Here is a 26,587-nt window from a genome sequence, read left to right on the forward strand (position 1 = left end):
GGTTAATTTCCGGTCCGGTGCACGGGACTCCACGGTCGACACCCGACCGGGCCACCCGGCGCGGAAGACCTGGGTTGGCCGGCGGTTCGACCCGTTTCACCCGAAGGGGGCGGTCGTGATGAGAGGTGGACTGGACGAGACACTGGCCCGGTTGGCCCGGCGCGAGGAGGCGCTGCGCCGGCGGGCCGCCGACCAGGGCGGGGCGGCGGACGGGGAGGCCGCCGCCCCGCCGGCAGCGCCGGACGGGGTGGCCCGGGCCCGCGCCCGGGTCCGCACGTCGCACTCGGAGCCGCTCGCCGACGGTCGGGGCGAGGCCCGCAACGCCGGGCCCGGCTGGGGCGACGCCCGGCGGGCCGGCGAGCCCCGCGACCCGGTGGCGGAGGTCGCCGACGCCGTCCGCCGGGTGGTGGTGGGGCACCCCGGCATGGCCGTCACCATTCGGATCGAGCACGGCCGGAAGGCCTACCCGCTGCGGATCGCCTGGACCGGCACGGGCGTGACGGTCGGCGCGGAGAAGCCTGCCGTACCGCCGCCGGCGGCGGGGCCGGCGGCGTCGGGGCCGGCGTCGGGCAGGACGCCGCCGGCCTGGACGCCCGACCAGGAGGGGCTGGGCGCCGACCCGGCGGCGCGGCTGACCGAGCTGCTCCGCAACGACCCGTCCCTGCTCGACGACGGTTCCGGCGGTTAGGCAGCGCGTCGTGCGGGAGCACGGCGCAGGCTGCCTGCCTCGGAGCGCGACGGGTGCCGGATGACATCGGGAGCTAGGGTCGGGCGGTGGCGGAACCCGACCTGACCCTGACCGCGAGCCTGCGGCCGGCCGCGCTGGACGCCCGACGGGGCATCGTCCGGCTGCACCCGGAGGTGCTCACCGCGCTGGCGCTGCGCCCGGGCGACCCGGTGCGCCTGGCCGGCCGGCGGGTGACCGCCGGGATCGTCGCGGCCGACCCGGCCGCGAGCACCGCCCTGCTCCACGCCGACGACCTGATGCTGGGCAACCTCGGCGTCCGCGACGGCGACCAGGTGACGGTGAGCCCGCTCCCGGTCGCCGCGGCCCGCCGCGTGGTCCTCGCCGGGCCGGCGCCGGTCGCCGCCGTGGTCTCCCCCGAGATGCTCCGGCTGGCCCTGCTCGGCAAGGTGGTGACGACCGGGGACGACGTGTCGCTGCTGCCGCAGGACGTCCTGCCCGACGCCTCGGTACGCAGCCTGGTGGAGGCCGCCCGACGCAGCCTCTCCAACAGCGTCGGCTATGCCTGGACCAGCACCCTGCTCACGGTGGTCGCCGCCGAGCCCGGCACCGGCTCCCTGGTCACCATGGACACCGTCGTCGGCTGGGAACACGGCCCGGCGACCCACGGCTCCGCCGGCACGGCGGGCTCGCCGGTCGCCCGGGCCGCCGGCGCGGCGGGCGAATCCGGTCAGGCCGCCGGCGCGGCAGGCCCCGGCCGGGCCGCCGGACCCGGCAGCGGACCGGGGGGCGGGCCGGCGCACGTCGGCGCGGCCGACCTGGGCACCGGTGGCCCCGCCGCCCGGCGTGAACCGGTGACCGCGGACGTCACGAGCCGGGCCGGCGCGGGCGACGGCGCCACGAAGGCGGACGAGGAGGCCGTGCCCTCGGTGGACGAGCTGCCCGGGCTGCGGTCCCAGGCCGAGGAGCTGACCGAGCTGCTCGACCTCGGCTTCCACCACCGCGAGGTGCTCGGCCGGCTGGGCACCACCGTCTCGCTGGGCGTACTGGTCGCCGGGCCGGCCGGCTCCGGCAAGGCGGCGCTGGTGCGCGCCGTGGCCGCCCGGGTCGGGGCCCGGGTCTGCCCGCTCTGGGCGCCCGAGTTGGCCGCGCTGACCAACCAGGCCGCCGCCGACCGGCTGCGCGCGGCCGCGGCCGAGACGCAGGCCGGCGGGCCGGCGGTGCTGCTGGTCACCGACGTGGAGGCGCTCGCCCCGGCCGACGGGCCGGGACCGGTCGCCACCGTGTTCCGCCAGGTGGTCGCCGAGACCGTCCGGGCCGGCGCGGCGGTGGTCTGCACCACCGGCCGGCCCGAGGCCGTCGACCCGGCGCTGCGCGCCCCGGACCTGCTCTCGCTGCGGATCGGCGTCCCGCTGCCGGACCCGGCGCTGCGCCGGGACCAGTTGACCGTGCTGACCCGGCAGGTCCCGCTCGCCGAGGACGTACGGCTCGACGAGGTCGCCGGGCGTACCCCCGGCTTCGTCGCCGCCGACCTGGCCGCGCTGGTGCGCGAGGCCGGGGTGCGCGCCGCGCTGCGGCAGAAGTCGGCCGAGACGCCGACGGTGGCGATGACCGACTTCGCCGCCGCCCTGGAGGTGGTCCGGCCGACCACCATGGCGGCGTCCACCCTGGAGCTGGCCTCGGTGACCCTCGACGACGTGGGCGACCTGACGGAGGTCAAGGAGACGCTGACCGAGTCGGTGCTCTGGCCGCTGACCTACCCGGACACCTTCGCCCGGCTCGGCGTGCAGCCGCCACGCGGGGTGCTCCTCTACGGCCCCCCGGGCTGCGGCAAGACCTACCTGGTCACCGCGCTGGCCGGGTCGGGCCGGGCGAACGTGCTCTCGGTCAAGGGCGCGGAGCTGCTGTCGAAGTGGGTGGGCGAGAGCGAGCGCGCCGTCCGCGAGCTGTTCCGCCGGGCCCGCGAGGCCGCGCCCACGCTGGTCTTCCTCGACGAGGTTGACGCGCTCGCGCCGGTGCGCGGCCAGGCCAGCGACGGCGGTACGACCGACCGCGTGGTCGCCGCGCTGCTCACCGAGCTGGACGGGGTGGAGGCACTGCGCAACGTGGTGGTGGTCGGCGCGACGAACCGGCCCGACCTGGTGGACCCGGCGCTGCTGCGACCCGGGCGGCTGGAACGGCTGGTCTACGTGCCGCCGCCGGACGGGCCGGCGCGGGCGGAGATCCTGCGCGCCGCGTCGCGGAACGTGCCGCTGGCGCCGGAGGTGGACCTGGCGACGCTGGGCGCGGAGCTGGACGGCTTCTCGGCGGCGGACTGCGCCGCACTGGTACGGGAGGCGGCGCTGGCGGCCATGCGGGAGTCACTGACCGCCTCCACGGTCACCGCCGCGCACGTGGCGACGGCCCGCTCCCGGGTCCGCCCGTCCCTGGACCCGACCCAGGTCGCCTGGCTCGCGGCGTACGCGGAGAAGCGCGCCGGCTGACCGACACTCTCGGTGCGCCATCCGGATACTCGAACGCCCTGGCGCTGCATCTAGAAGAAGAGAAACGCCCGCCCCGGGTAGGGACGGGCGCTCGCGCGTCTGCGGTCGGTCAGACCCGCTCGGCGACCTGGGCGACGAAGGCCCGCCAGGCAGTCAGCGGGAAGGTGAGGGCCGGACCGGCCGGATCCTTCGAGTCCCGGACGCCCACGACGCCGGGAAGGTTGTCGGCAACCTCAACGCAGGCCCCGCCGTTGGTGGAGGAGCGGGACGACTTCCGCCAGTGAGCACCCGTCATGTCCATGTCTTTGCCGCTTCCTTGAGTATGTCGAGGGTCATGCCGAGCGGAAGAGCGCCGCCTCGGACCGCGTCCCACGACAGTCCCAGGCTAGCAATCCCCGCCGGCTGCTCCACGATCTGCGCCGCTAGCTGATTGTCCACGTAGCCCGCACGTGATCCGTCCGGTAGATCGGCGAGAATGAACGCGCCGGCCAGGCCCGAGTACATGCCAGCGGACGTCGGAACGATGTGCAACTGGATATGTGGCTGCTCAGCGCACGTCATCAGGTGTTCGAGCTGTTCGGCCATCACGCGCGCATCACCACACGCGCGCCGGACGACCATCTCGTCCAGGACCACGAAGAGCTGCGGGCCCGGGTCGCGAGCGAGAACGGCTTGCCGTTCCATCCGTGCCGCGACGCGCTGGTCAAGCTCAGATGTGGGCACACGCGCCGCACGGAAGGTCGCCCGGGCGTATCCCTCGGTCTGAAGTAGACCGGGCACGAAGGCGTGTTCGTACCAGCGGAGCGCCGTCGCTTCGCGCTCTATCTCGATCCACTCGCGCAGCCAGATGGGCGCGGCATCACCCTTCACCAGCTCGTTCCAGAGCGTTGCGAAGTAATCCTCCGTGCCCAGCGCCCCGTCGACGGCCGTCAGGTAGGCCAGCGTCGGTGGCTTCGCTCCGGTCTCGATCGCACTCACTTGGGAGTCCGAACAGAAGACCCGCTCGCCTAACTGGGCTTGTGTCAGCCCGGCGGATGTGCGGCGTCGCCGTAGCTCGCGAAGCAGGTACTCAGACGGCGAGATTCCCACGGTTTCCACGCCCCTCCACGACTTTCCGCACCGTTCCCCACCCGCCCTGAACTGGGCCGCTGCGCTCCGCAACCGGGCGGTGACTATTCCGAGCGTAGGGGCCCGGCGTCCAGGGTGGAAGGACGGACGGCGCGGCCGGTGGAGGCGACCCGAGGCCCGGCGGTCGTGCCAGTCGTGGGGCCGCTTCGACGGAGGTTGGGGCGGCCCCCTCCAACAGATCAAGGAGGCCCTCGTCGTGCTAATTCGGTTCTGGCGCTGCAAGCCCGCGCCGACGTCGTCCCCTCTTCCGCGTCGGGTTCCACCCAACGAGCGTCCGAACTGGGCGACGGCTCCGACCACGGTCTTCCCGACCAACGACCCCGGTCGCGCCGGGAACCTGACCCGCGCCCAGCAGTGGCGCGCGAACGGGGGCCAGTGGTGAGCCTGGTCGTCGGTCACGTCATCCGAGTCCCCGAGGACTCCTATCGCTTCGGCACCGGCCCGCTGACGCTGCACATCTCCGAGGTCATCAGTCGCGGAGAGTTCGAGGGCGCGACATGGGCCGAGCTGAAAGGCCGCGAGGTCCGCGAGGACGGATCGCTCGCCGTCCGCGAGCGGTACGCCTTGGTCCGCGTCGACCGCGTCCAGCCCGTGGAGGTGCGGTCGCTGTGACCCGCCGCCCCGAACACCTTCCGTCCCGCCCCACCTGGCGGTGCACCGCCTGCGGCATCGCCTGGCCCTGCTCGCCGGCGAAGCTGCGCCTCCTCGCCGAGTACCGGCAGGATCGCACCGCCCTGCTGGTCTACCTGGCGACCTTGCAGGCCGAGGCCGCGGGACAGCTCGCCGGTCCGGACAGCGGGACGCCGTCGGACAGGCTGGCCGAGCGCTTCACCGGCTGGGCCCGCCCCCGGTGACCGGCCCTCCGACCCGTCCGCCTCCTTCCCTGGTGGGAGCCCGAGCCGGGGCGGGCGGTGTCAGTCGGTGGGCAGCAGGGGGCCGAGCGGGCCCAGGTCGAGGTTGAGGTCCTCGGGGGCCAGGCCGAAGTACTCGCGCAGGCCCGTCATCTGCTCCTCCAGCGCCATCAGCGTCGTGCCGATCCGCTCGACCTGCTCCTCGGTGAGGTCGCCAAGGTCGACGCGGCGCAGCGCCTGCCGCTCCATGAGCTGCCGCAGCAGCTCGATCACGGTGAGCACGAGGCTGGCCAGCCCCCGCTCCACGGAGTCCCGGTCGACCGCGAGCCGGCGGTCCAGCGGGGTCACCCGGGGCGGCTGCCACCGGGTGTCGCCCAGCGCGGCGGCCAGTTCGGCGGCCTCGTCCCGGCGGGTCCCGGCACCTGAGGCGGCGATGCCGCCGCCCCGGGTGTTCCCCGCGCCGCGCGGGGCGTTCGGGCCGCCGTCCGGGGCGGTCATGCCAGTGCCCCCGGCGACCCGACAGTCCCCTCCACCGCGGCGTCCCGCAGCTCGGGCGGGGCGAGCGCGCCGACGGAGGCGACCAGGGCGCGCAGGGAGATCCGGACCAGGTCGACGTCGGCGATGGCGATGGTGATGTCGCCGCTGATCACCACGCCGGTGGCGAGGACCCGGTCCAGCAGGTCCACCAGCGCCACCGGCCGGTAGGCCAGCGGGTCGTCGGCGCTGCTCGGCGCGAGCGAGGTGGTCACCACGCCGGCCCCCGGGCGGTCGGCGCGGCGGCGCGGCGGGCGGTCAGCACGCCGGCTCCCGCACGGTGAGCGCGGGCTCGGGTGGTCGCTCCTCGGCGAAGGAGTACGGCGGCCACGGCCCGGTCAGCTCCAACCGGATCTCCGGGTGCCGCCCGGCGAGCGTGTCGACCAGCCGGCTGAAGGCGGCGAGCGCCTCCTGCCCGACCAGGTACGCCCCGTTGAGCACCATGGCGGTGGGCGCGCCGGAGAGCCGGCGGTCCTGCGGCGGGTGCCGCCGGGCGGCCACCGCGTGCCCGGCGAGGGCCGCGTGCACGGCGGCGGCGGCGTCGGCGGCGATCCGCTGCCCCTCCTCCCGCGCGGTGAGCTGGGCCCGGCGCCGCCGCAGGTACGCCGCCCCGGCCCCGCCCGACCCCTCGGGCTCCGCCGCCCGGGGCGTGGCGCCAGGCACGACGTAGCCCTTGACGCCCCACTCGTCCCGGCCGGCGAGCCGGTCGAGCAGGGCGGTCAGTTCGGTCCGGCGGGCGGCGAGCTGGCCCGCCACCCGGGCGTCGTCGTGGTGCACGGTGGCCAGCCGGGCGGGCACCACCGCGCCGGCCCGGGACAGCGCGGCCACCACCGCGTGGTGCGCCCGGGCGGCGCGCTCCAGCCAGGCCAGGTCCTCCAGGTTGCGGCGCAGCGCCTCCTCGCCGTACTCGGTCAGCGGCGCGGTGCTGACCACGGCGACCAGCCCGGCGGCCGGCACCGCGCGTACCGGCGCGCCGTCCATCCCGGCGGTCACGGCGAGCAGGGCTGGGTCCGCCTCCCGCGTCACGCCGTGCAGCCACACCCCGGCGTCCAGGTGTGCCGCCGGGCCGGCGGACGCGAGGTCAGCCGTCGATCTCATCCCACTCCTCCCTCCGGGCGGCCCGCCGGGCGACCCGGGGGCGGCGCTCCGCCTCCACCTGCTCCGGGTCCCGCGGGCCGGGCTCGACCGGCGGCCTCGCCCGCGAGCTGAGCCACGGGTCGTGTTCCCACCAGTCGATGCCGATCTGCCGTGCCGTGTCGACGGAGGCGATGACCAGCCGGAGCTTGAGCGTCAGCAGCTCGATGTCGAGCAGGCTGACCCGGATGTCGCCGGCGATCACGATGCCCCGGTCGAGCACCCGTTCCAGGATGTCGCCGAGGTTGGCCGGCTCGTGCCCGGCCGGCAGGACCTGGCCGGAGTTCTGCACCACCGGTGGCGGTTGCACGGTCATCTCAGCCCACCTCGCCCTTCCCGCGCTGGTAGCGCCGCACCCGCCGGTAGCCGAGCAGGCCGCCCTCCAGGTCCAGTTCCACCTCGTAGAGGCCGAGCAGGTCGGTGGAGGCGGGGATCCGGCGGTCCTCGATCACCTCCACCCCGACCAGCCAGCCGTCCCGCACCGACTTCAGCGAGGTGGTCCCCACCGGGTCCCGGCCGGTCAGCTCGACGATCTGCCGCATCCCCTCTCGGGCGGCCTCGGCGGCCGAGATCGGTTCGAGGTACTCCTCCTCGTCGTCGTACCGGTCGTCGTCGTACCGGTCGTCCGGCTCGTTCCTACGCGCCCGGCCGCCGTCGCCGCGGATCCGGTCCGCCATGCCGCTCACCTCCCTCGCCGCCGTCGCGCGGCACCCGCCGCGCCCGTTCCGCGCCGGCCCGCCGGCGGGGGCGGGCGGCGCCGGTCAGCCGCTCCAGCACCTGCTGCTGCCCCCGGTCCCGCTCCGCGGCGGTGATCTCCCCGGCGGCCTCCGCCGCGTCCAGCGCCTCCAGCTCGCGCCGGACGTCGACCGGGTTGCGCTGCCGGGACTCCGCCTCCCGGGCGATCACCTTGACCACGGCGGTCACCCCCCGCACCGGCGCGTACGGCAGGGTCAGCAGCGTCCAGAGAATGTCCACCGGTCACTCCACCAACTGGTGGGCGCTGACGAAGTCGTACGGGGCGAGCGGGCCGAGCAGGCGCGTGCGCAGCATCTCCCGGCGCTGCTCGGCGTACTCCTCGACGGCCGCGACGAACTCGTCCTCCCGGTTTCGCTCGACCAGGAAGGCGGCGTTCGCCGCGTCCAACTCGTTGCTCGGCGGTCGCGGCGCGCTCGCCACGACGAGCGGGCCGAGAGCGTCGACGAGCTGCCGGTTCTCCGCCTCGCGGCGCAGCTCCACCGCCTGGCTGATGATCTCGCCGAGCCGGATCCGCTGCGGCCGGGTGGCCGCCTCCGGCTGCCCGCGCACCTGGTCGGCCAGCTCGGCCGCGGCCGGGTTTTCCGCCAGGATCTCCGCGATCAGCTCCGGCTCGTGGTAGCGGCCGTGCACGACGTACTGGATCCGCCCCTCGAACTCGTCGAGGGCCGCGGCGAACCGTTCGTGGTGCGCCTCCAGCAGGTCGGCCACCGCGTCGGGGCCGGTGACGACCGTGCCGAAACGCACCGGCAGCACCGGGGCCATTGCCGCCGTGCCGTCCACGAGTTCCTGGTACGCGGTCAGGTCCGCCGGCCGGCCGATCGGCTCGGTCAGGCTCACCTCGCTGACCAGCGCGGCCAGCTCACCGTGCCGGATCGCGGCCACCTCTCCGGGCGGGTCGCCGATGCCGGCGGCGTCCGGGGTCGGCTCCACGTCGGAGGGCACGATGCCGTAGATGAACAGTCCGGTCTCCTCGGCCATCTCAACGCTCCTCGTCCCGGCGCCGCCGGGGTCGGTCGAGGTCGCGATCCCGGACGCGATCCCGGTCGCGGTCGCGATCACGATCCCGGTCGTCGGAGCCGAGTTCGCCGACGGCGTCCCGGACCGCACCGCCGATCGCGCCGACGGTCTTGCCGATCCCGGACGCCGCCTTGCGGGCGCCGACCGCCCCGGAAGCACCCTCGACCAGGTCGGGCAGCCCCTTCTGGCCCTTCGGCGTGATGTCGAACCGGTCGACCGCCTCGGCGAAGCGCAGGTACGTCTCCACGCTGGCGATGACGATCCGGGCGTTGATCTCCAGCAACTGGATGCCGACCACGGCGACCGACACCTGCGCGTCGATCACCACGCCCTTGTCCAGCACCGTCTCGACGACGTCGGCCAGGTTGGAACCCGCTCCGCCGCGCTCCAGCGCGCCGCCGGCCTGGTCCTCACTCGTTGCGATCGTCACTCCCGCTCCTCCCGTCGACGGCGGACCACGGGCCGGCGGGGCACCTCCGGGGCGCGTCGCGGTCGGGGCTCCTCGCGGGGCCGGGGCTCCTCGCGCGGCTGCGGGCGGCGGGCCCGCTCCGGGGCGCGGCGACGCGGCGGCGGCTGCTCCTCCTCCGGCTCCTCCTCGTACTCGTCGTAGTCGCCCTCGTCGTACTCGTCCTCGTACTCCTCCTCGGCCGGACGGCGCCGCAGCGGCGGCCGACGGCGGCCACGCTCGGCGGGCCGGCGCTCCGCGCGCGGCTCCTCCGCGGCCTCCTCGGCCTCCTCCTCCGGCTCCGGTTCGGGCTCGCGCCGGCCTCGCTCGCGCTCCGGTCGCCGCCGCCCGCGCTCCTCCAGCTCGGCTTGTTCCCGCTCGGCCTGCTCCTGCCGGTCGCGCTCCTCCCGCTCCTCGCGCAGGGCGGTCTCGTGGTCCCTGACCACCTGCCCGTCCTCGATCTCGCCCCGCCAGCCCTGCACCGAGTCGGGGTCGAGGACGGTCTGCGTCATCACGTGCCGGACGAAGTGCTTCAGCTCCAGCCGGACGCGGCGGCCCTGCGCGCGCCACAGGTTGCCGGTGTGCTCGAAGAGCCCCTGCGGGTGGTACTCCAGCACGACCAGGATCCGGGTCAGGTCGGGCGACAGCTCGTGGAAGCTGACCGTGCCGTCGACCGAGCCCTTCTCGCCCTTCGAGCGCCAGTGGATCAGCTTGTCGGGGATCTGCCGGACGATGGTCGACTCCCAGGTGCGGTGCGACCAGAAGACCTGCGCCTTCCAGGTCAGCTTCTCGTCCGCCTCGGTGTCGACGTTCTCGACCTTCTTCATGAAGCTCGGGAAGTCGCCGAACCGGGTCCACTGGTCGTACGCGACCCGGACGGGCACGCCGACCTCGATCGCCTCCACGATGTTGGTGACCTTGAGCTTCTTCCCGCCGCCCTTGCCGCCCTTGCCGCTCCGGCCGAGAGCCGACATCACCTTCTCCTTACCGCCGGCCAGCCCGGCATGGACCAACGCCTTCACCGGCGACCCGCCCTCGGCGAGCTTCTGCGCACCCGTCGCGGCGGCGATCAGGCCAGGACCGCCGCCCTGCTTCGCGTAGTCGCTGAGGCGTCCGGTCGCGCCGGTGATCCGCTCCGTCACCACCTGCACGGCACGTTCGCCGATGGCGCTCGCCAGGTTCCGCGCCTCGCCGGCGAGCTGGCCCCGGACCTTGTCGCCGAGGCCGCCGGGGTTCGTCGTGTCCGCCATGGTCACCGCCCCCGCTGGTCGGCGTCGGTGTCCCGGTCCGGCCGGTCGTCCGACCCGTCGTCGGGCGCGGCGGCGCCGCCCTTGCGGCGCAGCGCGTCGGCCGAGCCGCGCAGTTTGCCGCTGAGCGCGTCGATGCCGCTGCCGGCCGCGGCGGTCGCGGCCGCCTTGGAGGCGGCGGCGAGCGGGCCGCCGAGGCGGCCGAGGTTGGTCAGTTGGGGGGACGACTGCAACAGGTTGCCGCCCGCCTTCAGCAGCCCGCCCGGCTCCCGGCTGGCGCGGCCGGCCGCGACCGCGGCGGCCAGGGCGAGGGCGGTACGCAACTTGCGTCGGCGGCCGAGCAGGTAGCCGAAGCCCACCGCGAGCCCGATTCGTGCTCCGCTGTTCATCAGTTCTCCTTCGCTCCCCGGAGCGGCAGACACCTGACGGCAGCGGTCGAAAATGGCCGCCGGGGATCAGCACGTGCCGGACCGCAATCAGGTGTCCCGTTCAATCGGACCCGGCGGGCAGTACCCGGTGGCCTATCGGCGAAACATTTCCGCCTTTTCCCGGAACCATTTCCGGAGCCCACGGCACGGCCCTCGCCAATCGCGCAAATCGGGCAGTCGGACCGCTACGAGCAGCGAGAACCTCAGAAAGGAAAGACCTGACGAATGGTCGTCACAAAGCGGGCGGCGTCGAATCGAGGCATATCTCGGCGTGCACTTTGCCGTTACCCTCGCGCAATTTTGCCCCGCACTTGGAGAGCACCGACAACGCCCCGTGATTGTCGACGGTGGTCTCCGCGACCACGAGCCGCATTCCGGCCGCCGCCGCCTCGTTCAACAGCTCACGCAATGCGGCCGGGCCGATGCCCTGGCCCCGGGCGGACCGGCCGAGCCACATCCCGGTCTCGACGGCGCCCGGCTCGTCGCGGCGGCTCATCCGGATCATGCCGACCACCTCGCCGCCGGCCAGGATCGCGTACATCTGGGTCCCGGTGGGGCCGTTCAGGCCGGCGAAGCTCGCCCGGTGGAACTCGCGGAACGCCTCCCGGCGGGCGTGCGACCAGCCCGCCGGAGCCTCCACCGGCGGCATCACGTCGCCGGGCTCCGCCTCGGCAGCCGCTACGGAGAGCAACGGCTCCAGGTTCCGCTCGTCCACCGGCTCCAACCGGACCGTTCCCGCCACGTGCCGCAGTCTGCCGGCCCCACCGGCCCAAGTCCACCCCATCGAACTCCGACTGGCGGTCCGGCGGAAGGTACCGGCCGGTCGGACCGCATCGTGTTCCACCTCACGCTCCGCTGTCGGCGGCACCCACGGCGCCCCCGGCCGCCCGTCCCGCGCGGGTCACGGGGCGTCGGTGTCGAACTCGCAGAGCACCACCGAGGCGTCGTCGGCCGGCTTGTGCCGGCGCAGCCGGTCCGGGTGGTCGCGCTCCGCCGCGCGTACCCGGTCCACCAGCGCGCCCGGGCCGTCGGCGCTCACCACGTCCAGCAGCCCCGCCCAGTCGAGGAGACCGAACTGCTCCACCACGGCCGACGCGCCGTCGCTGAGCAACGCCGCCCGGCGTACGGCACCCGGCCCGCGCAGCGGCAGCGTCCCGGTCACCGCGTGGAACGCCGCGTCCGGGTCGGCGGCTGCCACCCAGTAGCCGTGGGTCCGGTTCATCCGCTCCCGCTGCACGGCGACCGCCTGCCGGAGCCGGGTGGCCCGGTCGGCCGGGCCGGCCGGCACCGCCGCCGCCGTGGCCCGCAACTCCGCCATCGCGGCGTCCAGCCGGTCGTCGGTGACCACGCTCACCCGGCCGCCGGCCTCCAGCACCAGCGGGCTGTCGCAGAGCACCAGGTAGTCGACGTGGTCGCCGCCGTCGCGCAACAGGCAGACCGTGCTCGACGGGGTGCCCGGATGGCCCAGGTCGCACTCGTCGCCGTGGTCGGACCGGACGGCCAGGATCGCCGCCGCCAGGTTGCTGGTCAGCGTCGCCGTCGGGCGGATCGCCTCGGCCAGCCCGAGCCGGGCCGCGAGGTGCCGGACGTACCAGGACGGCCCGTGCACGCAGCCGGTGTCGAAGCCCTCCGGCACGGTGGCGCCGTCCAGCACGCCGACCAGCGGCCCGAACCGGAAGACCAGGTCCTCGTTGACCGGCCGGCCGGGTGGCGGCGCGGACGCGGAGCGTACCCGCATCGTCCGCGCCGCCCCGACCACCCGGGTCGCCTCAGCGGCGACGGAGGTCGTCGGCGGCCGCATGCGCCTGCCCCTGCACCTGGTGGGCGGCCGACCGGCCCTGCTCCCGTACGGCCGACGCGCCCCCGACGGCCGTGGAGCCCACCGCCTGCGCCGCCCGCTGCGCCGGCTCGCGCATGTTGTCGCGCAGGTTGTCGCGCATCTGGTGGCCGACCTGGCTCGCCTGCTGGCGCAGCTGCCCGGAGTGCTCGGTCACCTTGCCCCTGGCCTGCCCGGCCAACTGCCGTTCCGGCCGGCTGGGCGGAATCAGCGACGAGACCAGCAGTCCGGCGCCGAAGGCGATCAGGCCGGCGGCGAGAGGGTTGCCCTGCGCCTGCTGGCGGGACTGCTGCCCCAGCGAACGGGCGTCGTCCCGCACCGACATGGCCGCGTGCGACATCTGCTCGCGGGACTGCTCCCCGAACGCCCGCGCCGACTCGGTCGCGTGCGACATGCGCTGACCGGCGCCGTGCCCGTCCGACTGCACGCCCATCACCTTCTCCCTGGCCCGGGTGAGCGCGCCACGGGCCTGCCCGACGCGCTCACCGGCGACCCGTCGCGGGTTGACCTTGTCGGCCAGCGCGTCGACGTCGCTGCTCAGTTCGTTCCGGGTGTTCTCGATCTCCCACCGGATCCGGTCCGGATCGTTGGACATGATCTGCTCCCTCCCGGCTGGTTCACCGGCCTCGCACCGCGTTCGGCATCTCCCGTGCGGTCTGTCTCGTCCTGGGCAGCACCGAGCGGAGCTGCGCCATCTTCGTCCGCGCGTTGGCGAGCAGGCCACCGGCGACCGCGGCCCAGATGACGGCCACGATCAGCGCGGCCCAGCCCTGGTCCATCACGTTCGACAGCCCCCACCACAGCGCGTACGACACGAACAGCACCGTCAGGAAGCCGGCCAGTGCGGCACCGCCGAACATCCCGGCGGCCTTGCCCGCCCGGGTCGCCTCCTCGCGCAGCTCGGCCTTGGCCAGTTCGATCTCCTTGCGGACCAGCGTGGAGACGTCCCGGGTCACGTCGCCGAGCAGGTCGCCGACCGACGCCTGGGTCCGCTCCTTCTCCGGGGCGCTCACGGCGCCACCCCGCCCGGGATGTCCGGCCCCGGCCGGCCGGGCGGCGAGGCGTTGCGCACCCGGGCCATCCCCGTGTACGCCTCCTCGCGCGGGTACGCCTCGGTACGCGGGTACGCCTCCTCGGCCGTGTACGGCGCCTCGACCGCCCGCTCGTACGGCTGCGGCCCGCCGGTCCCGGGCTCGGCGCCCGGCATCGGCGTCGACGGCTGACCGGCGCCCCGCGCCCCGTCGCCGGAGGCGGTGAGGTTCCGGGTGAGCCGCCCGACGAGCACCCCGGCCACGGCCGCGCCGGCCAGGAAGGTCCCCGGGTGCCGGCGCGCGTACGACCGCACCTCGTCGACCACCGCCCCGGGCTCGCGTTCGTCGAGCCAGCCGGCCGCCTGCTGGGCGGCGTCCGCGGCGCGGCGGACCATCTGGGCGGCCATCCCGGAGTCCTCGCTCCGCTCCGCCATCGAGCCGAGTTCGCGCCCGATGCCGCGCAGCCCGTCGGCGGCCCGCCGCTGCTGCGCCTGGGCCTGGTCGCGCAACTGCGTACCGGCCTCACCGGTCAGGTTCCGCGCCTGTCGCCGGGCCTCGGAGACGACCTGTCCGCCCTGTTCCGCGGCGGCGTGCGCGACCTGCCCGCCGGCCTGGGCCGCGTGGTGCCCGACCCGGGATGCCTGCTGCCGGGCCTGCTGCCCGGTGCCGGTCGCACCGTCCGGTGGCCGGCTCGGGTTGATTCCCGTCATCGCCCGCTCCCTCCGTCGGCCCCGGGCCGCAGGGTCACGACCCGGAACGTGAACCAACCGCGGGACGCGGCGGGTTCGTCAGCCGCCTACCCGCGCGGCTCGTCGGCATTCCGTTCCGCCGGTCCCGGCAGGAGGGAAAACCGGACCGGACGCCCGACCCGGACGGAACCGACCACGCGGCGGGACAGGGGTCAGCGGCGGCGGTTGCGGGCCCGGGAGGAGCGCAGCCGGCGCAGCCGGCCGACCAGCACCGGCTCGGCGGCCAGCGCGGCCGGGTTGTCCAGCAGCGCGTTCAGCAACTGGTAGTAGCGGGTGGCGGAGAGGCCGAAGGTGTCCCGGATGGCCTGTTCCTTGGCGCCGGCGTGCCGCCACCACTGCTGCTCGAAAGCGAGGATGCCCCGCTCCCGCTCCGTGAGCCCGCCGGCCGGCCGGTCGTCCGCCGGCGCGTCGGTCTCGCCGGGCGGCGTCCCGGCCGCACCCGCGCCCGGCCCGGCCGCCGTGCGGGGCTGCGGCACGGCCGGAACGCCGGGGTCGGAGCCCGACCGGGGCTGGGGGACGAGGGTGCCCGCGTCGCGCGCCTCGCCGGTCGCGTCCGCCCGGTCCGCCGTGGACGGCTCGGTGGCGGCCGGGGCGGCGTCGGCGGGCTGCATGGCGCTCCTCATGGGGCAGGCCGGCGGCACACCACGACGCCGACCGGGGGGACCCCAGCCTAACCAGGGCCGACCCGGTTCGCATCGGACGACGGTGCCGCAACGTGACCGGACCGGTTCGCCCCGTGTCCGCCGCCCCCGCACGCCCACCGCCAGCGGCGGCGGCTGCCGATCGTCACCAGGCCGATCGGGGTTGCGCGGCGGGTCGCCGGGCGACCGCCTGTCCACGGCCCGCGCGGGCGGTGCGACCGGGGCCGGGGAGAGCCGCCGGTCGCACCGCCGGGATCAGGAGATGTCCCGCCGGCGCATCGCCCAGAGCGCCGCACCGAGGATCACCGTCAACCCGACCGCCAGCAACACCGAGGAGTGCTGCCAGGTGATGTCCAGGGTCTCCGGCTTGCACTCGCCGAAGTAGGTGGCCTGGCAGGCGTTCCAGTCCTCCAGCGTCACCTTCTTCTGCATCCACGCCGCCGCGTAGGTGGGCAGCAGCCACGCCTCGGCGAACTGCACCCCGGCCATCTGCAGCAGGATGCCGAGGCCGAACTGCCCGACGACCATCAGGCCGATCGCCCCGCCCAGCGCCATGGCGGTGTGCCGTCCCAGCGAGGCGAGCGCGAAGCCGATCGTCGCGGTGATCAGGGCGAGCACCACCCCACGCAGCCCGGTGAGGGCGAAGGACTGCCAGACACCGGAGGTCATCTTCTCCGTGCTGCCGCGGAAGGTGGCGACCAGCCAGAAGCTGCCGAACCAGAGCGCCGTCGTCGGCACCGCCAGGGCGAGCAGCCCGGTGAGCAGCGCCGCCAGCTTGGTCAGCAGTACGGTCAGCCGCTTCGGCCGCCACAGCAGCAGGTTCATCATGCCGCCGGTGTTCCACTCCGCCCCGACGAAGGAGGCGCCGACCACGAACCCGACCAGCGCCAGGATCGCCGCGAGCGGCAGCAGCGTGAAGCCGAAGTTCTCCCGGAAGTCGAAGGTGGAGGGCAGGAACCACCGGGACTCGACCGCCTCCCGGGGCGGCGGCTGGATCATCGCGCAGTCGTCCGGGAAGCCGCCCGCCTGACTCGTCCCGGCTGCCTTCGCCCGCTCGCACTCGGCGCGGTACTGCTCGTTGCGGACCACGTCCTGCTGCCACTGCTGCTCGGCGGCGCGCTCGGCCTTCGCCAGCGCCGCGGCGTCGATCTTCTCGTTGGTGAGGAAGACCCCGACCACCACGGCCACGAGCACCAGCAGGCCCAGCAGGCTCATCCAGCGGGTGAAGCGCCGCTTGGCCAGCCGGCGCAGCTCCGTACGGTAGAGGCTCACGCGCCCCACCCTCCTCCGGCGGCACCGGGTTGCCCCGCCCCGCCGACCTTCGTGGACTGGTCGACCTGCCGGTGCTGGCCGGGTACCGGCGCGGTGGCGGTCAGGTCGAGGAAGACGCTCTCCAGGTCGGCGGCGACCGGTGCGAGCTCGCTGACGTAGAGGCCCTGCTCGGCGAGCAGCCGGGTCACGGTGGCCGGCTTGTCGACGCCGGCGAGCATCAGGTGGTCGGGCTGGCCGTCCACCCGGATCCCGGCGCGGGTCAACGCCTCGGCGGCGATCGGCAGGTCGGCGACCGCCTCCAGCCGCACCCGGACGGCGCCGGACGAGTGCTGGGCGAGCACCTCCTCGACCGGGCCGAAGGCCACCCGTCGGCCCAGCGAGATGATGGTGACCGAGTCGCAGATCAGCTGGATCTCGCCGAGGATGTGGCTGGACAGCACCACGGTCATCCCCGACTCGGCGAGGGTGCGCATCAGCGTGCGCATCTCCCGGATGCCGCCCGGGTCCAGCCCGTTGGCCGGCTCGTCGAGGATCAGCAGCTTCGGGTTCTTCAGCAGGGCCGAGGCGACGGCGAGCCGCTGCTTCATGCCCAGCGAGTACGTCTTGACCCGCTCGCCGGCGCGGTCACGCAGCCCGACCAGCTCCAGCACCTCGTCGATCCGTCGCGGCGGCACGTCGCCCGCGCCGGCCAGCAGGGACAGCGTGTCCCGCGCGGAGAAGTGCGGGAAGAACTGCGGGCTCTCCACGATCGCGCCGACCTGGCCCGCGACGGCGGGCAGTGCCTCGGGCACCTCGTGGCCGAGGATGGCCATCCGGCCGCCGTCGGGCCGGATCAGGCCGAGCAGCGTACGCAGCGTGGTGGTCTTGCCCGACCCGTTGGGGCCGAGGAAGCCGTGCACCTGCCCCACCTCGACCCGCATGTCGAAGCCGTCGAGCGCGTTGCGGGTGCCGCGCCGACGACTCTTGTACGTCTTGCGGAGACCTTCGATCTCCAGGACAGCTGGCAAGCTGCACCTCCCCCGATGGGCGTATGACACGCGACACCATACGCGGTATGCAGCCGTGCGCAATACCCGGTATGCATCGCCACGCCGATCGGGTGAAGGGGAAGGGGCCTTTCCGTGCACAGGGGTCAGGAAGACACCCCTTCCTGACCCCTCAGGCGCAGATGACGGTGACGCCGGCGGCGCGGAACGCCGCGACCACGTCCGGGTTGGCGCCGGAGTCGGTGACCAGCGTCTCCACCCGGTCCACCGGGCAGATGCGGGCGAAGGCGTGACCGCCCAGCTTGGACGAGTCCGCGATGATCACCACCCGCTTGGCCCGGGCCACCATCAGGTTGTTCATCGCCGCCTCACCCTCGTGGTGGGCGGCGGCGCCGAGCTGGGGGTCGATCGCGTCGACGCCGAGCAGGGCGACGTCGAGGGTGACCTCGCGCAGCAGCGCCCCGCCCAGCGGGCCGACCAACTCGAACGACTTGGGGCGGACCACGCCGCCGGCCACCACGACCTTCATCCGGGAGCGGACGAGCAGCTCGTTCGCGATGTTCAGCGCGTTGGTGACCACGGTGAGCTGGGCGCCGTCGGCGCTGGTGTTCAGGTCGGGCCGCACGGCGAGGGCCCGCGCGACCTCCGTGCTGGTGGTGCCGCCGTTGAGGCCCACCACGGTGCCCGGCGAGACCAGCGCCGCCGCGGCCGCGCCGATCCGCTGCTTCTCGGCCGAGTGCTTGGCGGTCTTGTAGCGCAGCGGCAGGTCGTACGAGACACCGTTGGCGACCGCGCCACCCCGGGTCCGGGTGATCATCTGCTGCTGGGCGAGCTGATCGAAGTCGCGTCGGATGGTGGCCTGGGAGACGTCCAGCCGCTCGGCGGCCTCCTCGACGCTGACCCGGCCGCTGTCGGTCAGCATTTCGAGCAGGGCGTTCCATCTGGCGTAGCGGTCCACCCCAGGGCCTCCAGTTACTGCGCGGTCGGTGATTGATTGCGTGCACAGTAGTGCGCGAAACTACGAGGGCGCAAAACCATGTCCTGCTCGATGACGGGGCTGGTTGCCACGGCCAGCCGAGTTCGCGCAGAATAACGCGCGAAAGACGGCTTTAACGAGCCGTATTGCGCAACGCTCCCCTGCGTAGGAGTTCTCATGTCGTACGTCGACGCGGAGATCGCGAGCCAGCCCGACTGCTGGCGGGAGGCGGCGCGGGTCGCCGCCACCGCGGCCGACCACCTCCCCCGCGAGGGCGAGCGGGTCGCCGTCGTGGGCTGCGGCACGTCGTGGTTCATGGCGATGGCGTACGCGGCCCGCCGCGAGCAGGCCGGCCAGGGCGAGACCGACGCCTTCCAGGCCTCCGAGTTCCCCGCCGGGCGGCGCTACGACCGGCTCGTCGCGATCACCCGCTCCGGCACCACCACCGAGGTCACCGAGCTGCTCGCCGCGCTGCGCGGGCGGGTGCCGACGACCGTCCTGGTCGGCGACCCCGCCTCCCCGGCCGCCTCGCTGGCCGACGCGGCGGTGCCGATGCCGTTCGCCGACGAGCGCTCCGTGGTGCAGACCCGCTTCGCGACCACCGCGCTGGCCCTGCTCCGCGCCCACCTCGGCGACAACATCACCGCGCTCGCCGCCGACGCGGAGGTGGCGGTGCGCGCCCCGCTGCCGATCGAGCCGACCCGGATCGAGCAGGCCACCTTCCTCGGTCGGGGGTGGACGGTCGGGCTGGCCCAGGAGGCGGCGCTGAAGTGCCGCGAGGCGGCCACCTTCTGGGCCGAGGCGTACCCGGCCATGGACTACCGGCACGGCCCGATCTCGATCGCCGCTCCCGGCCGACTGGTCTGGGCGTTCGGCGAGCTGCCCGACGGGCTGCCCGAGGACGTGGCGGCGACCGGCGCGGCGTTCGTGCACAGCCGCACCCACGGCTGCCGTACGGTGCTCGGCAGCTGGGCCGCCGGCCGTACGCCGGTCGACCCGATGGCCGACCTGATCCTGGCGCAGCGCTTCGCCGTCGCGCTCGCCACCAGCCGGGGCCTCGACCCCGACGCGCCCCGGCACCTGAGCCGGTCCGTGGTTCTCGCATGAACGCAGGCGACGTCGTCGTCGCGCTGGACGTCGGCGGCACCGGGATGAAGTGCGCCCTGGTCCGGCCGGACGGCGCCGTGCTGCACGCCGAGCGGCACGCCACCGACGCCGGGCGCGGCCCGGACGCCGTGGTCGACACCATCCTGGCGGTCGCCGAGGGGCTGGCCGGCAAGGCCCGCGCCGACGGGCTCACCCCGGTCGCGCTCGGCGTCGCCGTGCCCGGCGTGATCGACGAGGCACGCGGGGTCGCGGTCTGGTCCGCGAACGTGGGCTTCCGGGACGTACCGCTGCGGGACCTGGCACGCGCTCGACTCGGACTGCCGACGGCGCTCGGCCACGACGTGCGCGCCGGCGGCCTGGCCGAGGCGCGGCTCGGCGCCGGCCGCGACTCCGCGCACGTCCTCTTCGTCGCGATCGGCACCGGGATCGCCGCGGCGCACGTGGTCGACGGCACGGCCGTCACCGGCGCGCACGGCGCCGCCGGGGAGATCGGCCACGTCCAGGTACGCGCCGGCGGGCCGACCTGCGGCTGCGGCCGTCCCGGCTGCCTGGAGGCGGTGGCGTCGGCGGCCGCGATCGGCCGGCGCTACACGGCCCTGGCCGGTGTCCCGGCGACCGCCGCCGACGTGGCCGACCGGGCGGCGGCCGGCGAGCCGCTGGCGGCGGACGTCTGGCGGGAGGCCGTCGACGCGCTCGCCGACGGCCTCGCCACCGGCCAGGCCCTCTTCGACGTGGAGACCGTCGTGCTCGGCGGCGGCCTGGCGCAGGCCGGCGCGCTGCTGCTCGACCCGTTGCGGGCCGCGCTGCACGAGCGGATGACGTTCCACCGGGAGCCGCGCCTGGTCGCGGCGGCCCTCGGCGACGAGGCCGGCTGCCTCGGCGCCGCCCTGCTCGCCCTCGACAGTCTGGAGAAGTGATGGCCACGCGGGTGAACGGCAAGGTGGTGACCCCGACCGGCGTGATCCGGCAGGGCTGCGTGGAGCTGGACGGGGGCCGGATCACGGCGGTGGCCGAGTACCCGTCCGTACGCGACGGGCACTGGATCGTGCCCGGCTTCGTCGACATGCACACGCACGGCGGCGGCGGGCACACCTTCACCACCGGCGACGCCGGGCAGGCCCGGCAGGCCGCCGACTTCCACCTGCGGCACGGCACGACGACCCTGCTGGCCAGCCTGGTCAGCTCGCCGTTCGAGCTGATGCGCGCGGCCACCGCGGCCTTCGCGCCGCTGGTCACCGAGGGGGTGCTGGCCGGCATCCACTTCGAGGGGCCGTACCTCTCCTCGGCCCGCTGCGGCGCGCAGAACCCCGATTTCCTCCGCGACCCGTCCACGGACGAGCTGGCAGAGCTGATCGAGCTGGGCGACGGCGCCGTCCGGATGGTCACCCTCGCCCCCGAGCGGGACGGCGCGCTGGAGGCGGTCAAGCTGCTCGTCGCGCACCGGGTGGTCGCCGCGGTCGGCCACACCGACGCCACGTACGACGAGACCCGCGCCGCCGTCGCGGCGGGCGCGAGCGTCGGCACCCACCTGTTCAACGGGATGCGGCCGGTGCACCACCGCGAGCCCGGCCCGGTGGTGGCCCTGCTCGACGCCCCGAACGTGGTCTGCGAGCTGGTCGCCGACGGCGTCCACCTGCACGACGGGATGCTGACCTTCGCCACCTCGACGGCGGGCCCGGAGCGGGCCGCCCTCATCACCGACGCCATGGCCGCCGCCGGCATGCCCGACGGCGACTACGAGCTGGGCGGCCAGGCCGTCACGGTGGCGGGCGGGGTGGCCCGGCTGGCCCGCGACGGCGCGATCGCCGGCAGCACCCTGACCATGGACGAGGCGCTGCGGCACGCGGTGGCGGCCGGCATCCCGATCGCGGACGCCGTGCGGATGGCGGCGACCACGCCGGCCCGCGCGATCGGACTCGGCGACCGGCTGGGCGCGCTCCAGGTCGGGCTCCGGGCCGACCTGGTGGTGCTCGACGACGACCTGAACGTGGTCCGGGTGATGCGCGGCGGCTCCTGGGTGGAGTGACGGCCCGGTGCCCGGACGGCCCGGTGCCCGGACGGCCACGCCCGGTTCCGCCGGCGGGTCAGCCGGCGGTGGGGACCTCGACGCCGAGCACGGCCTGCTCGTCGGGACGGTGCACGAGCACGTCGGAGAGGTACGAGTGCACGGCCGGGGCCATGCCGACGTCCCGGCCGGCCTGCTCCGAGAGCAGCCACTTGTGCTCGATGATCTGGGCGAAGAGTTCCTGCGGCTCCAGCTTGCGGCGCAGGTGCGCCGGGACCGCCCGGACCACCGGCTCGAAGACCTCGGTCAGCCAGCGGTGCGCGGCCTGCTGCTCGTCGGTGAGGTCGCTCTCGGCCCGGTAGGCGTCCAGGTCGTTGAGCAGCCGCCGGGCCTGGTTCTCCTCGGCGTCCAGGCCGGTCAGGCGGAGCAGCCGCCGGGTGTGGTACCCGGCGTCGACCACCTTCGGCCGGACCAGGTAGCGCCCGTTGTCGATGGTCGACATGGCCACCTCGGCGACGTCGAAACCCAGCTCGTTGAGGCGGCGGATCCGCCCCTCGATGTCGTGCCGGGCCTCCCGCTCGACCTGCTGCTCGTAGGTGATCTCGTGCCACAGCCGCTCGTAGCGCTGCACGACCTCCTCGCAGACCACCTCGGGGTCGATCGACTCGTGCAGCAGCCCGGCGGCCTGGAGGTCGAGCGCCTCGCCGAAGATGTTGACCCGGGCGATCTCCAGGTCCTCGCCGCGCTGGCCGTTGGAGAGCGAGTGGTGCAGCGCCCCGGTCTCCGCGTCCACCAGGTAGGCGGCGAACGCGCCGGCGTCCCGGCGGAACAGGGTGTTCGACAGCGAGCAGTCGCCCCAGAAGAAGCCGGTGAGGTGCATCCGGACGATCAGGGCCGCCAGCGCGTCGAGCAGCCGCCCCATCGTCTCCGGGCGCAGGGTGTGCGAGAAGAGCGCCCGGTAGGGCAGCGAGAACTGCAGGTGCCGGGTGATCAGCACCGGGTCGAGCGGCTCGCCGTCGTCGGTCTGCCGGTCGGCGACGATCGCCACCGCCTCCACCGAGGGGAAGTCGATCCGCTCCAGGGCGCGCAGCAGGTCGTACTCGCGCTCCGCGACGCGCTCGCCGGTCTCCTTGACGGCGTAGACGTAGCCGCCGAGCCGGACGAACCGGACGATGTGCCGGGAGATGCCCTGGGGCAGCGCCACCAGGTGCTGCGCAGGCCACTGCTCCAGCGGGGTCGACCAGGGAAGGTCGAGCAGCGCCGGGTCGACGAGGGCCGAGGTGATCCGCACGGCCACAAGTCTGACGGTCGTCCGGGCCGAGCGCCTCCCTTCGTGGCTCGGCACACAGCCGCCCCCGGCCGCGCCGGCCGGCCGCCGCGCCGGGCCGGTAGCGTGGTCCGGGTGCGGGAGACCACGACGGTACGGCCCAGAGCACAGCTGAGGCCGGTCCGGCCGGCCGGCTGGTGGTTCGACGCGCTCCTGCTCGCCGCCCTGGTCGGGCTGACCGTGGCGCTCACCGCCGAACGGTTCTTCGGGATCGACCGCGCGGTCGCCGACTGGTCGGAGGCGCACCGGCCCACCGCCGCCCGTCTGACGGCGGTGGTCCTCAACTACCTCGGTCAGGGCACCCCGTTGACGCTGATCGCACTCGGTCTCGGGGTGCTCCTCGCGGTCCGGCTGAGATCGTTGCGCCCGGTGCTGCCGCCGGTGCTCGCCTTCCTCCTCAGCTATCTCACGATCGGCCCGCTCAAGGTGTGGACCGCCCGGCCCGCCCCCAGCGCGAGCGTCAAGGAGCCGTTCCTTCCGCCCGAGCAGACCCTCCCGCTGTTCCAGGACGAACTGCCGCTGCGGTTCGCCCAGTCCTACCCCTCCGGCCACGTCGCGAACGCGATCCTCTGGTACGGCGTCATCGCGTTGCTACTCGCCCCGCTGCTGCGCACCTACGGCCGGACGATGCCGCCCCGGCTGGTCACCGTGGTCCGGGTGGTGCCGCCGGTCGTGGTGCTGTGCACCACCACCTATCTGGGCTGGCACTGGCTGACCGACTCGGTGGCCGGGCTGCTGCTCGGGCTCGTCCTCGACCGGGTGCTGCACCGGGTGCCCTGGGACGACCTGCCGTTGCCCGGAGCGCCGCGCGACTGGGACCGGCCGTTCATCTCGACCCCCTAGGGTGCCCGCTGTGGATCAACTGGCGCGCCGGCTGGGCGTACCCGATGCGGTGGTCATCGGCCTGGGCTCGATGCTCGGCGCGGGCGTCTTCGTGGTCTTCGCGCCCGCCGCGGCGGCGGCCGGCGGGGCGGGCCTGCTGGCGGCGCTGGTGCTGGCCGGCTTCGTCGCCTTCTGCAACGCGACCAGCTCGGCCCGGCTCGCGGCCCGCCACCCCGAGTCCGGCGGCACCTACGTCTACGGCCGGGAACGGCTCGGCCCGTTCGCGGGTTTCCTGGCCGGCTGGGGCTTCGTGGTCGGCAAGACGGCGAGCTGCGCGGCGATGGCGCTGACCATCGGGGCGTACCTCTGGCCGGGGCAGGCCCGGCTCGTCGCCGTCGGCGCGGTGCTGGCGGTGACCGCCGTGAACCTGCGCGGCATCGGCAAGACCGCGACCGCGACGAAGGTGCTGGTCGGCGTGGTGCTGGCGGTGCTGGCCCTGGTCGCGGTGGCCGGCGCGGTCGGCGGCGACGTCTCGCTGGCCCGGCTCGGCGACCTCGACACTTCGGGGCGGGGCGTGCTCACCGCCGCCGGGCTGCTCTTCTTCGCCTTCGCCGGGTACGCGCGGGTCGCCACCCTCGGCGAGGAGGTACGCGACCCGGAGCGGACCATCCCCCGGGCGGTGCCGCTGGCGCTGGGCGTGGTGCTGGCGATCTACCTGGTGCTGGCGGTGGTCGCCGTCGGCGTGCTCGGGGCCGACCGGTTGGCCGCGTCCGCCGCGCCCCTGGCCGACGTGGTGACGGCCGCCGGGCTGCCCGGCCTCGCCTGGCTGGTCCGGGCCGGGGCGACCGTGGCGGTGACCGGCGTGCTGCTCTCCCTGCTCGCCGGGGTCGGGCGCACCGCGCTGGCGATGGCCCGCCGCCGCGACCTGCCCGGAGCCCTCGCCGCCGTCCACCCGGTCCGCCGGGTGCCGCACCGCGCCGAGCTGGCCGTGGCCGCCGTGGTGGTGCTGGTCGTGGCGCTCGGCGACGTCCGGGACGCGATCGGCTTCTCCAGTTGCACCGTGCTGGTCTACTACGCGATCACCAACGCGGCCGCGCTGACCCTGGGCCGCGACCCGGGGCGGCGGCTCCCGGTGCGGGCGCTCGCCGTGCTGGGGCTGGCCGGCTGTCTGCTGCTCGCCGTCAACCTGCCGCTGTCCAGCGTCCTCGCCGGCTTCGCCGTGCTCGCCGTCGGCGCCGCCTGGTACGCCCTGCGCCCCCGCCGGGCCTGACCCGCCGAGCCCGGGAACGCCGGACCGTCGGACCGGACGGTCACTCCTCGGGCTGCCGGGGCGCCGGCGCGGCGGGATCCTCCGGCGGGGGTGGCGCCGCCTCGCGGAGCAGGGCGTTCAGGCCGGCCCGGCGGGCCACCACCGTCAGCCGGTCCCCCGCGACGATCACCAGGCGTGGGTCGGGGGCCCAGTCGAGGCGCTGACCGGCCCGGGCGTGCGCGAGCAGGCGTACGCTCTCGGCCCGCCCGACCGCGGCGAGCGGCCGCCCGTCCAGCGACGATCCGGCGGCGACGGAGACCTCGGTGACCAGCAGCGCGTGCCGGCCGACGGGGATGGTGGCGATCACCGCGCGGTCCAGCAGCGCGGCGGCGAACGACGGCGCGGCGAGGTACGACACGCTGCGCGAGACGCCGATGCCGAACGCCTGCTGGACGCGCTCGGCGAAGTGGCCGTCGAAGAGACGCAGCACCACCTGGAGTTCGGGGTTGACCGCCCGGCCGTTCAGCGCCGCCTGGAGGTTCGTCTCGTCGTCGGTGGAGACCACCACCAGCGCCTGGCAGGTGCCCACGGAGGCCGCCTGGAGGGTCTCCTCCAGCGCGGCGTCGCCCACGATCAGCGGCACGCCGAGCCGGCGGGCCAGCGCCGCACCGCGCGGCTCGGGCAGCTTGTCGATCGCCACCACCTCGACGCCGAAGTCGCAGAGCTGGGCCATCACCCGGGTGCCGACGTTGCCCAGCCCGACCACGACCACGTGCCGGGACCGCTCCGGCTGGATCCGGCCGGAGTGCAACGCCAGCCGGGCGTTGACGATCCCGTCCACCACCACGGCGGTGATCAGCGGGATCAGCGCCAGCCCGGCGAGGTTGAGCACCACCTGCATGACCTGCTGGGCGACCGGCTTGTTCGGATCCGGGTCCTGCCCGCTCAGCGCCGTCACGAGCGTGAGGTAGAGCGAGTCGCCCCAGTCGGCGTGCGTGGCGCTGCCGTTGAGCCAGCCGAGCACCCCGATCACCGCCAGCAGCGTGATCACCGCGATGCCGATCTTGCGGGTGGCGAAGCTGCGTACCGCGCGGAGCAGCACGGTCAGCGGGCGGCGACGCCGCCGGGCCCGCACCAGCCGGCGCGCCGCCAGCTCGGTGCCGGGCGGCGCCCCCGTCGCCTCGGCGAGCACCACGTCCGCGGCGGACTCCTCGGCGGGCAGCACCCGGACCTGCTGCGGGTCGTGGGTGTCGGCCACCCCGCAGACCACGTCGCCCGGGCGTACGTCGTCGCGGCGGGCCACGTAGAGGGTGCGCCCGCCGTGCCGGAAGTGGGTCGGGGCGACCTCGCCGAGCGCGGCGGCCACGAAGGCGGGGGCGGCCATCGACGCGTCGGAGAGCACCGCGGAGTCGGGGAAGATCTGCCGCACCCCGTTGGCGAGCCCGGTGTTGAACATTCGCACCACCAGCCGCAGCCGGGGCTCGACCTCCTGGGCGCAGAGCGCGGCGTGCATGTTGCCGACGTCGTCCTGGTGCAGCAGGGCCAGCCCGTCGGCGCCGGCCAGCCCGGCCCGCTGGAAGGTGACCTCGTCCAGCCGGTCGGCCCGGACCACCTCGACGCCCTGGAGGTCCCGCCCGTCCGGCTCGTCGGAGCGCGGTCGTTCCGGCACCACCAGGGTGATCCGGACGCGGCCCGTCGCCTGCAACTCGGTGGCGAGCAGCGCCCGCACCACCCAGTAGGCGAGGGCGTCCCGCCCGCAGACCACGTAGTGCGCCCGCGCGTCCCCGTTGACCCGGAGCCGACGCCCCGCCCGCCGCGCACGATCCAGCAGGGGCTCCGCCATGCGCCGCATCGTAGTCAGCCGGTCGCGCCCCGCG

Annotated in this window: 31 protein-coding genes and 1 pseudogene; 9 read left to right on the top strand and 23 right to left on the bottom strand. The window is 75.0% G+C overall.

Features of this window, described 5'->3' with window-relative positions; all coding sequences use genetic code 11:
- Nucleotides 1-118 precede the first annotated feature (118 nt).
- Nucleotides 119-688, top strand: a complete 570-nt coding sequence (locus AB0L34_RS01090) for a hypothetical protein (RefSeq protein ID WP_363700921.1) — start codon at nucleotides 119-121, stop codon at nucleotides 686-688.
- An 86-nt stretch (nucleotides 689-774) separates the two neighbouring features.
- Nucleotides 775-3,168 carry an AAA family ATPase gene (locus AB0L34_RS01095; RefSeq protein WP_363700833.1) on the top strand — a complete coding sequence of 798 codons (2,394 nt, stop codon included), beginning with the start codon at nucleotides 775-777 and terminating at the stop codon, nucleotides 3,166-3,168.
- Nucleotides 3,169-3,277: 109 nt separating this feature from the next.
- Here AB0L34_RS01095 and AB0L34_RS01100 read toward each other — a convergent pair whose 3' ends face one another.
- Both AB0L34_RS01100 and AB0L34_RS01105 read right to left on the bottom strand, forming a co-directional pair.
- Complete coding sequence (locus AB0L34_RS01100) at nucleotides 3,278-3,469, bottom strand: DUF397 domain-containing protein (protein ID WP_357696242.1); 192 nt, start codon at nucleotides 3,467-3,469, stop codon at nucleotides 3,278-3,280.
- On the bottom strand, nucleotides 3,460-4,266 hold the full coding sequence (locus AB0L34_RS01105) for a helix-turn-helix transcriptional regulator (protein WP_363700835.1): 807 nt from the start codon (nucleotides 4,264-4,266) through the stop codon (nucleotides 3,460-3,462). Before AB0L34_RS01105 ends, AB0L34_RS01100 begins: the two co-directional genes overlap by 10 nt.
- Nucleotides 4,267-4,674: 408 nt before the next feature.
- Between AB0L34_RS01105 and AB0L34_RS01110 the strand changes: the two genes are divergently transcribed.
- Both AB0L34_RS01110 and AB0L34_RS01115 read left to right on the top strand, forming a co-directional pair.
- Nucleotides 4,675-4,908: a hypothetical protein gene (locus tag AB0L34_RS01110; RefSeq protein WP_363700837.1), complete on the top strand. Its 234-nt coding sequence runs from the start codon at nucleotides 4,675-4,677 to the stop codon at nucleotides 4,906-4,908.
- Nucleotides 4,905-5,150 (top strand): flavin reductase, encoded by a 246-nt coding sequence (locus tag AB0L34_RS01115; protein ID WP_357462083.1) that lies wholly within the window; start codon nucleotides 4,905-4,907, stop codon nucleotides 5,148-5,150. The genes AB0L34_RS01110 and AB0L34_RS01115 overlap by 4 nt, the downstream gene beginning before the upstream one ends.
- A 60-nt stretch (nucleotides 5,151-5,210) precedes the next feature.
- Here the strand turns inward: AB0L34_RS01115 and AB0L34_RS01120 are convergent, their stop codons facing one another.
- The 19 genes and pseudogenes from AB0L34_RS01120 to AB0L34_RS01210 all read right to left on the bottom strand — a co-directional run bounded on the left by AB0L34_RS01120 (nucleotide 5,211) and on the right by AB0L34_RS01210 (nucleotide 18,182).
- Nucleotides 5,211-5,645, bottom strand: coding sequence for a gas vesicle protein K (locus AB0L34_RS01120; RefSeq protein ID WP_363700839.1), 435 nt, complete (start codon nucleotides 5,643-5,645; stop codon nucleotides 5,211-5,213).
- A complete protein-coding gene (locus tag AB0L34_RS01125; RefSeq protein ID WP_363700841.1) occupies nucleotides 5,642-5,899 on the bottom strand; it encodes a gas vesicle protein in 258 nt (85 codons plus the stop codon). The genes AB0L34_RS01120 and AB0L34_RS01125 overlap by 4 nt, the downstream gene beginning before the upstream one ends.
- A 40-nt stretch (nucleotides 5,900-5,939) precedes the next feature.
- On the bottom strand, nucleotides 5,940-6,779 hold the full coding sequence (locus tag AB0L34_RS01130; RefSeq protein ID WP_363700843.1) for a GvpL/GvpF family gas vesicle protein: 840 nt from the start codon (nucleotides 6,777-6,779) through the stop codon (nucleotides 5,940-5,942).
- A complete protein-coding gene (gene gvpJ, locus AB0L34_RS01135; protein WP_357462087.1) occupies nucleotides 6,763-7,131 on the bottom strand; it encodes a gas vesicle protein GvpJ in 369 nt (122 codons plus the stop codon). Before gvpJ (AB0L34_RS01135) ends, AB0L34_RS01130 begins: the two co-directional genes overlap by 17 nt.
- A gap of 1 nt (nucleotide 7,132) precedes the next feature.
- Nucleotides 7,133-7,492 carry a gas vesicle protein gene (locus tag AB0L34_RS01140; RefSeq protein WP_357462088.1) on the bottom strand — a complete coding sequence of 120 codons (360 nt, stop codon included), beginning with the start codon at nucleotides 7,490-7,492 and terminating at the stop codon, nucleotides 7,133-7,135.
- Nucleotides 7,452-7,790: a gas vesicle protein GvpG gene (locus AB0L34_RS01145; RefSeq protein WP_363700845.1), complete on the bottom strand. Its 339-nt coding sequence runs from the start codon at nucleotides 7,788-7,790 to the stop codon at nucleotides 7,452-7,454. The genes AB0L34_RS01140 and AB0L34_RS01145 overlap by 41 nt, the downstream gene beginning before the upstream one ends.
- Nucleotides 7,791-7,793: 3 nt before the next feature.
- On the bottom strand, nucleotides 7,794-8,549 hold the full coding sequence (locus AB0L34_RS01150) for a GvpL/GvpF family gas vesicle protein (protein WP_363700847.1): 756 nt from the start codon (nucleotides 8,547-8,549) through the stop codon (nucleotides 7,794-7,796).
- Between the two features lie 253 nt (nucleotides 8,550-8,802).
- Nucleotides 8,803-9,012, bottom strand: a pseudogene (gene gvpJ / locus AB0L34_RS01155) (gas vesicle protein GvpJ); the annotation flags it as partial.
- Between the two features lie 2 nt (nucleotides 9,013-9,014).
- On the bottom strand, nucleotides 9,015-10,283 hold the full coding sequence (locus AB0L34_RS01160) for an SRPBCC family protein (protein ID WP_363700849.1): 1,269 nt from the start codon (nucleotides 10,281-10,283) through the stop codon (nucleotides 9,015-9,017).
- A 2-nt stretch (nucleotides 10,284-10,285) separates the two neighbouring features.
- Nucleotides 10,286-10,669, bottom strand: coding sequence for a hypothetical protein (locus tag AB0L34_RS01165; RefSeq protein ID WP_363700851.1), 384 nt, complete (start codon nucleotides 10,667-10,669; stop codon nucleotides 10,286-10,288).
- 271 nt (nucleotides 10,670-10,940) lie between these two features.
- Nucleotides 10,941-11,450 carry a GNAT family N-acetyltransferase gene (locus tag AB0L34_RS01170; protein WP_363700853.1) on the bottom strand — a complete coding sequence of 170 codons (510 nt, stop codon included), beginning with the start codon at nucleotides 11,448-11,450 and terminating at the stop codon, nucleotides 10,941-10,943.
- Between the two features lie 159 nt (nucleotides 11,451-11,609).
- On the bottom strand, nucleotides 11,610-12,509 hold the full coding sequence (locus AB0L34_RS01175) for a hypothetical protein (RefSeq protein WP_363700855.1): 900 nt from the start codon (nucleotides 12,507-12,509) through the stop codon (nucleotides 11,610-11,612).
- Nucleotides 12,478-13,140: a DUF3618 domain-containing protein gene (locus AB0L34_RS01180; RefSeq protein ID WP_363700857.1), complete on the bottom strand. Its 663-nt coding sequence runs from the start codon at nucleotides 13,138-13,140 to the stop codon at nucleotides 12,478-12,480. Before AB0L34_RS01180 ends, AB0L34_RS01175 begins: the two co-directional genes overlap by 32 nt.
- A gap of 22 nt (nucleotides 13,141-13,162) precedes the next feature.
- Nucleotides 13,163-13,558, bottom strand: coding sequence for a phage holin family protein (locus AB0L34_RS01185; RefSeq protein WP_363700859.1), 396 nt, complete (start codon nucleotides 13,556-13,558; stop codon nucleotides 13,163-13,165).
- Nucleotides 13,555-14,286 carry a hypothetical protein gene (locus AB0L34_RS01190; RefSeq protein WP_363700861.1) on the bottom strand — a complete coding sequence of 244 codons (732 nt, stop codon included), beginning with the start codon at nucleotides 14,284-14,286 and terminating at the stop codon, nucleotides 13,555-13,557. Before AB0L34_RS01190 ends, AB0L34_RS01185 begins: the two co-directional genes overlap by 4 nt.
- 191 nt (nucleotides 14,287-14,477) lie before the next feature.
- Entirely contained in the window at nucleotides 14,478-14,936 is a 459-nt protein-coding gene (locus tag AB0L34_RS01195; protein ID WP_363700863.1) for a DUF3263 domain-containing protein, read from the bottom strand.
- Nucleotides 14,937-15,221: 285 nt separating this feature from the next.
- Nucleotides 15,222-16,238: an ABC transporter permease subunit gene (locus AB0L34_RS01200; RefSeq protein WP_363700865.1), complete on the bottom strand. Its 1,017-nt coding sequence runs from the start codon at nucleotides 16,236-16,238 to the stop codon at nucleotides 15,222-15,224.
- Nucleotides 16,235-17,245, bottom strand: coding sequence for an ATP-binding cassette domain-containing protein (locus AB0L34_RS01205; RefSeq protein ID WP_363700867.1), 1,011 nt, complete (start codon nucleotides 17,243-17,245; stop codon nucleotides 16,235-16,237). The genes AB0L34_RS01200 and AB0L34_RS01205 overlap by 4 nt, the downstream gene beginning before the upstream one ends.
- Before the next feature lie 151 nt (nucleotides 17,246-17,396).
- Nucleotides 17,397-18,182, bottom strand: coding sequence for a DeoR/GlpR family DNA-binding transcription regulator (locus AB0L34_RS01210; RefSeq protein ID WP_350706821.1), 786 nt, complete (start codon nucleotides 18,180-18,182; stop codon nucleotides 17,397-17,399).
- 195 nt (nucleotides 18,183-18,377) lie between these two features.
- On the opposite strand from AB0L34_RS01210, the gene AB0L34_RS01215 reads away from it, so the two are divergent.
- The 3 genes from AB0L34_RS01215 to nagA are packed head-to-tail and all read left to right on the top strand — an operon-like array spanning nucleotide 18,378 to nucleotide 21,333.
- A complete protein-coding gene (locus tag AB0L34_RS01215; RefSeq protein ID WP_363700869.1) occupies nucleotides 18,378-19,307 on the top strand; it encodes an SIS domain-containing protein in 930 nt (309 codons plus the stop codon).
- A complete protein-coding gene (locus tag AB0L34_RS01220) occupies nucleotides 19,304-20,224 on the top strand; it encodes an ROK family protein (protein ID WP_363700871.1) in 921 nt (306 codons plus the stop codon). The genes AB0L34_RS01215 and AB0L34_RS01220 overlap by 4 nt, the downstream gene beginning before the upstream one ends.
- Complete coding sequence (nagA, locus tag AB0L34_RS01225) at nucleotides 20,224-21,333, top strand: N-acetylglucosamine-6-phosphate deacetylase (protein WP_363700873.1); 1,110 nt, start codon at nucleotides 20,224-20,226, stop codon at nucleotides 21,331-21,333. Before AB0L34_RS01220 ends, nagA begins: the two co-directional genes overlap by 1 nt.
- Before the next feature lie 58 nt (nucleotides 21,334-21,391).
- On the opposite strand, the gene AB0L34_RS01230 is transcribed toward nagA, so the two are convergent.
- On the bottom strand, nucleotides 21,392-22,603 hold the full coding sequence (locus AB0L34_RS01230; RefSeq protein ID WP_350706813.1) for a DUF4032 domain-containing protein: 1,212 nt from the start codon (nucleotides 22,601-22,603) through the stop codon (nucleotides 21,392-21,394).
- Nucleotides 22,604-22,714: 111 nt separating this feature from the next.
- On the opposite strand from AB0L34_RS01230, the gene AB0L34_RS01235 reads away from it, so the two are divergent.
- Both AB0L34_RS01235 and AB0L34_RS01240 read left to right on the top strand, forming a co-directional pair.
- Nucleotides 22,715-23,482, top strand: coding sequence for a phosphatase PAP2 family protein (locus AB0L34_RS01235; protein WP_363700875.1), 768 nt, complete (start codon nucleotides 22,715-22,717; stop codon nucleotides 23,480-23,482).
- 10 nt (nucleotides 23,483-23,492) lie between these two features.
- The gene (locus tag AB0L34_RS01240) at nucleotides 23,493-24,731 is read left to right on the top strand and encodes an APC family permease (protein ID WP_363700877.1); all 1,239 of its coding nucleotides are present in this window, start codon (nucleotides 23,493-23,495) and stop codon (nucleotides 24,729-24,731) included.
- Between the two features lie 40 nt (nucleotides 24,732-24,771).
- Here the strand turns inward: AB0L34_RS01240 and AB0L34_RS01245 are convergent, their stop codons facing one another.
- Nucleotides 24,772-26,562: an NAD-binding protein gene (locus tag AB0L34_RS01245; RefSeq protein ID WP_363700879.1), complete on the bottom strand. Its 1,791-nt coding sequence runs from the start codon at nucleotides 26,560-26,562 to the stop codon at nucleotides 24,772-24,774.
- Nucleotides 26,563-26,587 lie beyond the last annotated feature (25 nt).

The sequence above is a fragment of the Micromonospora sp. NPDC052213 genome (assembly GCF_040679695.1).
Lineage (GTDB): Bacteria > Actinomycetota > Actinomycetes > Mycobacteriales > Micromonosporaceae > Micromonospora.

Coding starts and splice junctions, on each gene's coding strand:
- AB0L34_RS01165 (WP_363700851.1), bottom strand. CDS start 10,669: ATGAACAGCGGAGCACGAATCGGGCTCGCGGTGGGCTTCGGCTACCTG.
- AB0L34_RS01215 (WP_363700869.1), top strand. CDS start 18,378: ATGTCGTACGTCGACGCGGAGATCGCGAGCCAGCCCGACTGCTGGCGG.
- AB0L34_RS01190 (WP_363700861.1), bottom strand. CDS start 14,286: ATGACGGGAATCAACCCGAGCCGGCCACCGGACGGTGCGACCGGCACC.
- AB0L34_RS01245 (WP_363700879.1), bottom strand. CDS start 26,562: ATGCGGCGCATGGCGGAGCCCCTGCTGGATCGTGCGCGGCGGGCGGGG.
- AB0L34_RS01140 (WP_357462088.1), bottom strand. CDS start 7,492: ATGGCGGACCGGATCCGCGGCGACGGCGGCCGGGCGCGTAGGAACGAG.
- AB0L34_RS01160 (WP_363700849.1), bottom strand. CDS start 10,283: ATGGCGGACACGACGAACCCCGGCGGCCTCGGCGACAAGGTCCGGGGC.
- AB0L34_RS01100 (WP_357696242.1), bottom strand. CDS start 3,469: ATGGACATGACGGGTGCTCACTGGCGGAAGTCGTCCCGCTCCTCCACC.
- AB0L34_RS01220 (WP_363700871.1), top strand. CDS start 19,304: ATGAACGCAGGCGACGTCGTCGTCGCGCTGGACGTCGGCGGCACCGGG.
- AB0L34_RS01130 (WP_363700843.1), bottom strand. CDS start 6,779: ATGAGATCGACGGCTGACCTCGCGTCCGCCGGCCCGGCGGCACACCTG.
- AB0L34_RS01120 (WP_363700839.1), bottom strand. CDS start 5,645: ATGACCGCCCCGGACGGCGGCCCGAACGCCCCGCGCGGCGCGGGGAAC.
- AB0L34_RS01090 (WP_363700921.1), top strand. CDS start 119: ATGAGAGGTGGACTGGACGAGACACTGGCCCGGTTGGCCCGGCGCGAG.
- AB0L34_RS01150 (WP_363700847.1), bottom strand. CDS start 8,549: ATGGCCGAGGAGACCGGACTGTTCATCTACGGCATCGTGCCCTCCGAC.
- AB0L34_RS01180 (WP_363700857.1), bottom strand. CDS start 13,140: ATGTCCAACGATCCGGACCGGATCCGGTGGGAGATCGAGAACACCCGG.
- gvpJ (WP_357462087.1), bottom strand. CDS start 7,131: ATGACCGTGCAACCGCCACCGGTGGTGCAGAACTCCGGCCAGGTCCTG.
- AB0L34_RS01175 (WP_363700855.1), bottom strand. CDS start 12,509: ATGCGGCCGCCGACGACCTCCGTCGCCGCTGAGGCGACCCGGGTGGTC.
- nagA (WP_363700873.1), top strand. CDS start 20,224: ATGGCCACGCGGGTGAACGGCAAGGTGGTGACCCCGACCGGCGTGATC.
- AB0L34_RS01195 (WP_363700863.1), bottom strand. CDS start 14,936: ATGCAGCCCGCCGACGCCGCCCCGGCCGCCACCGAGCCGTCCACGGCG.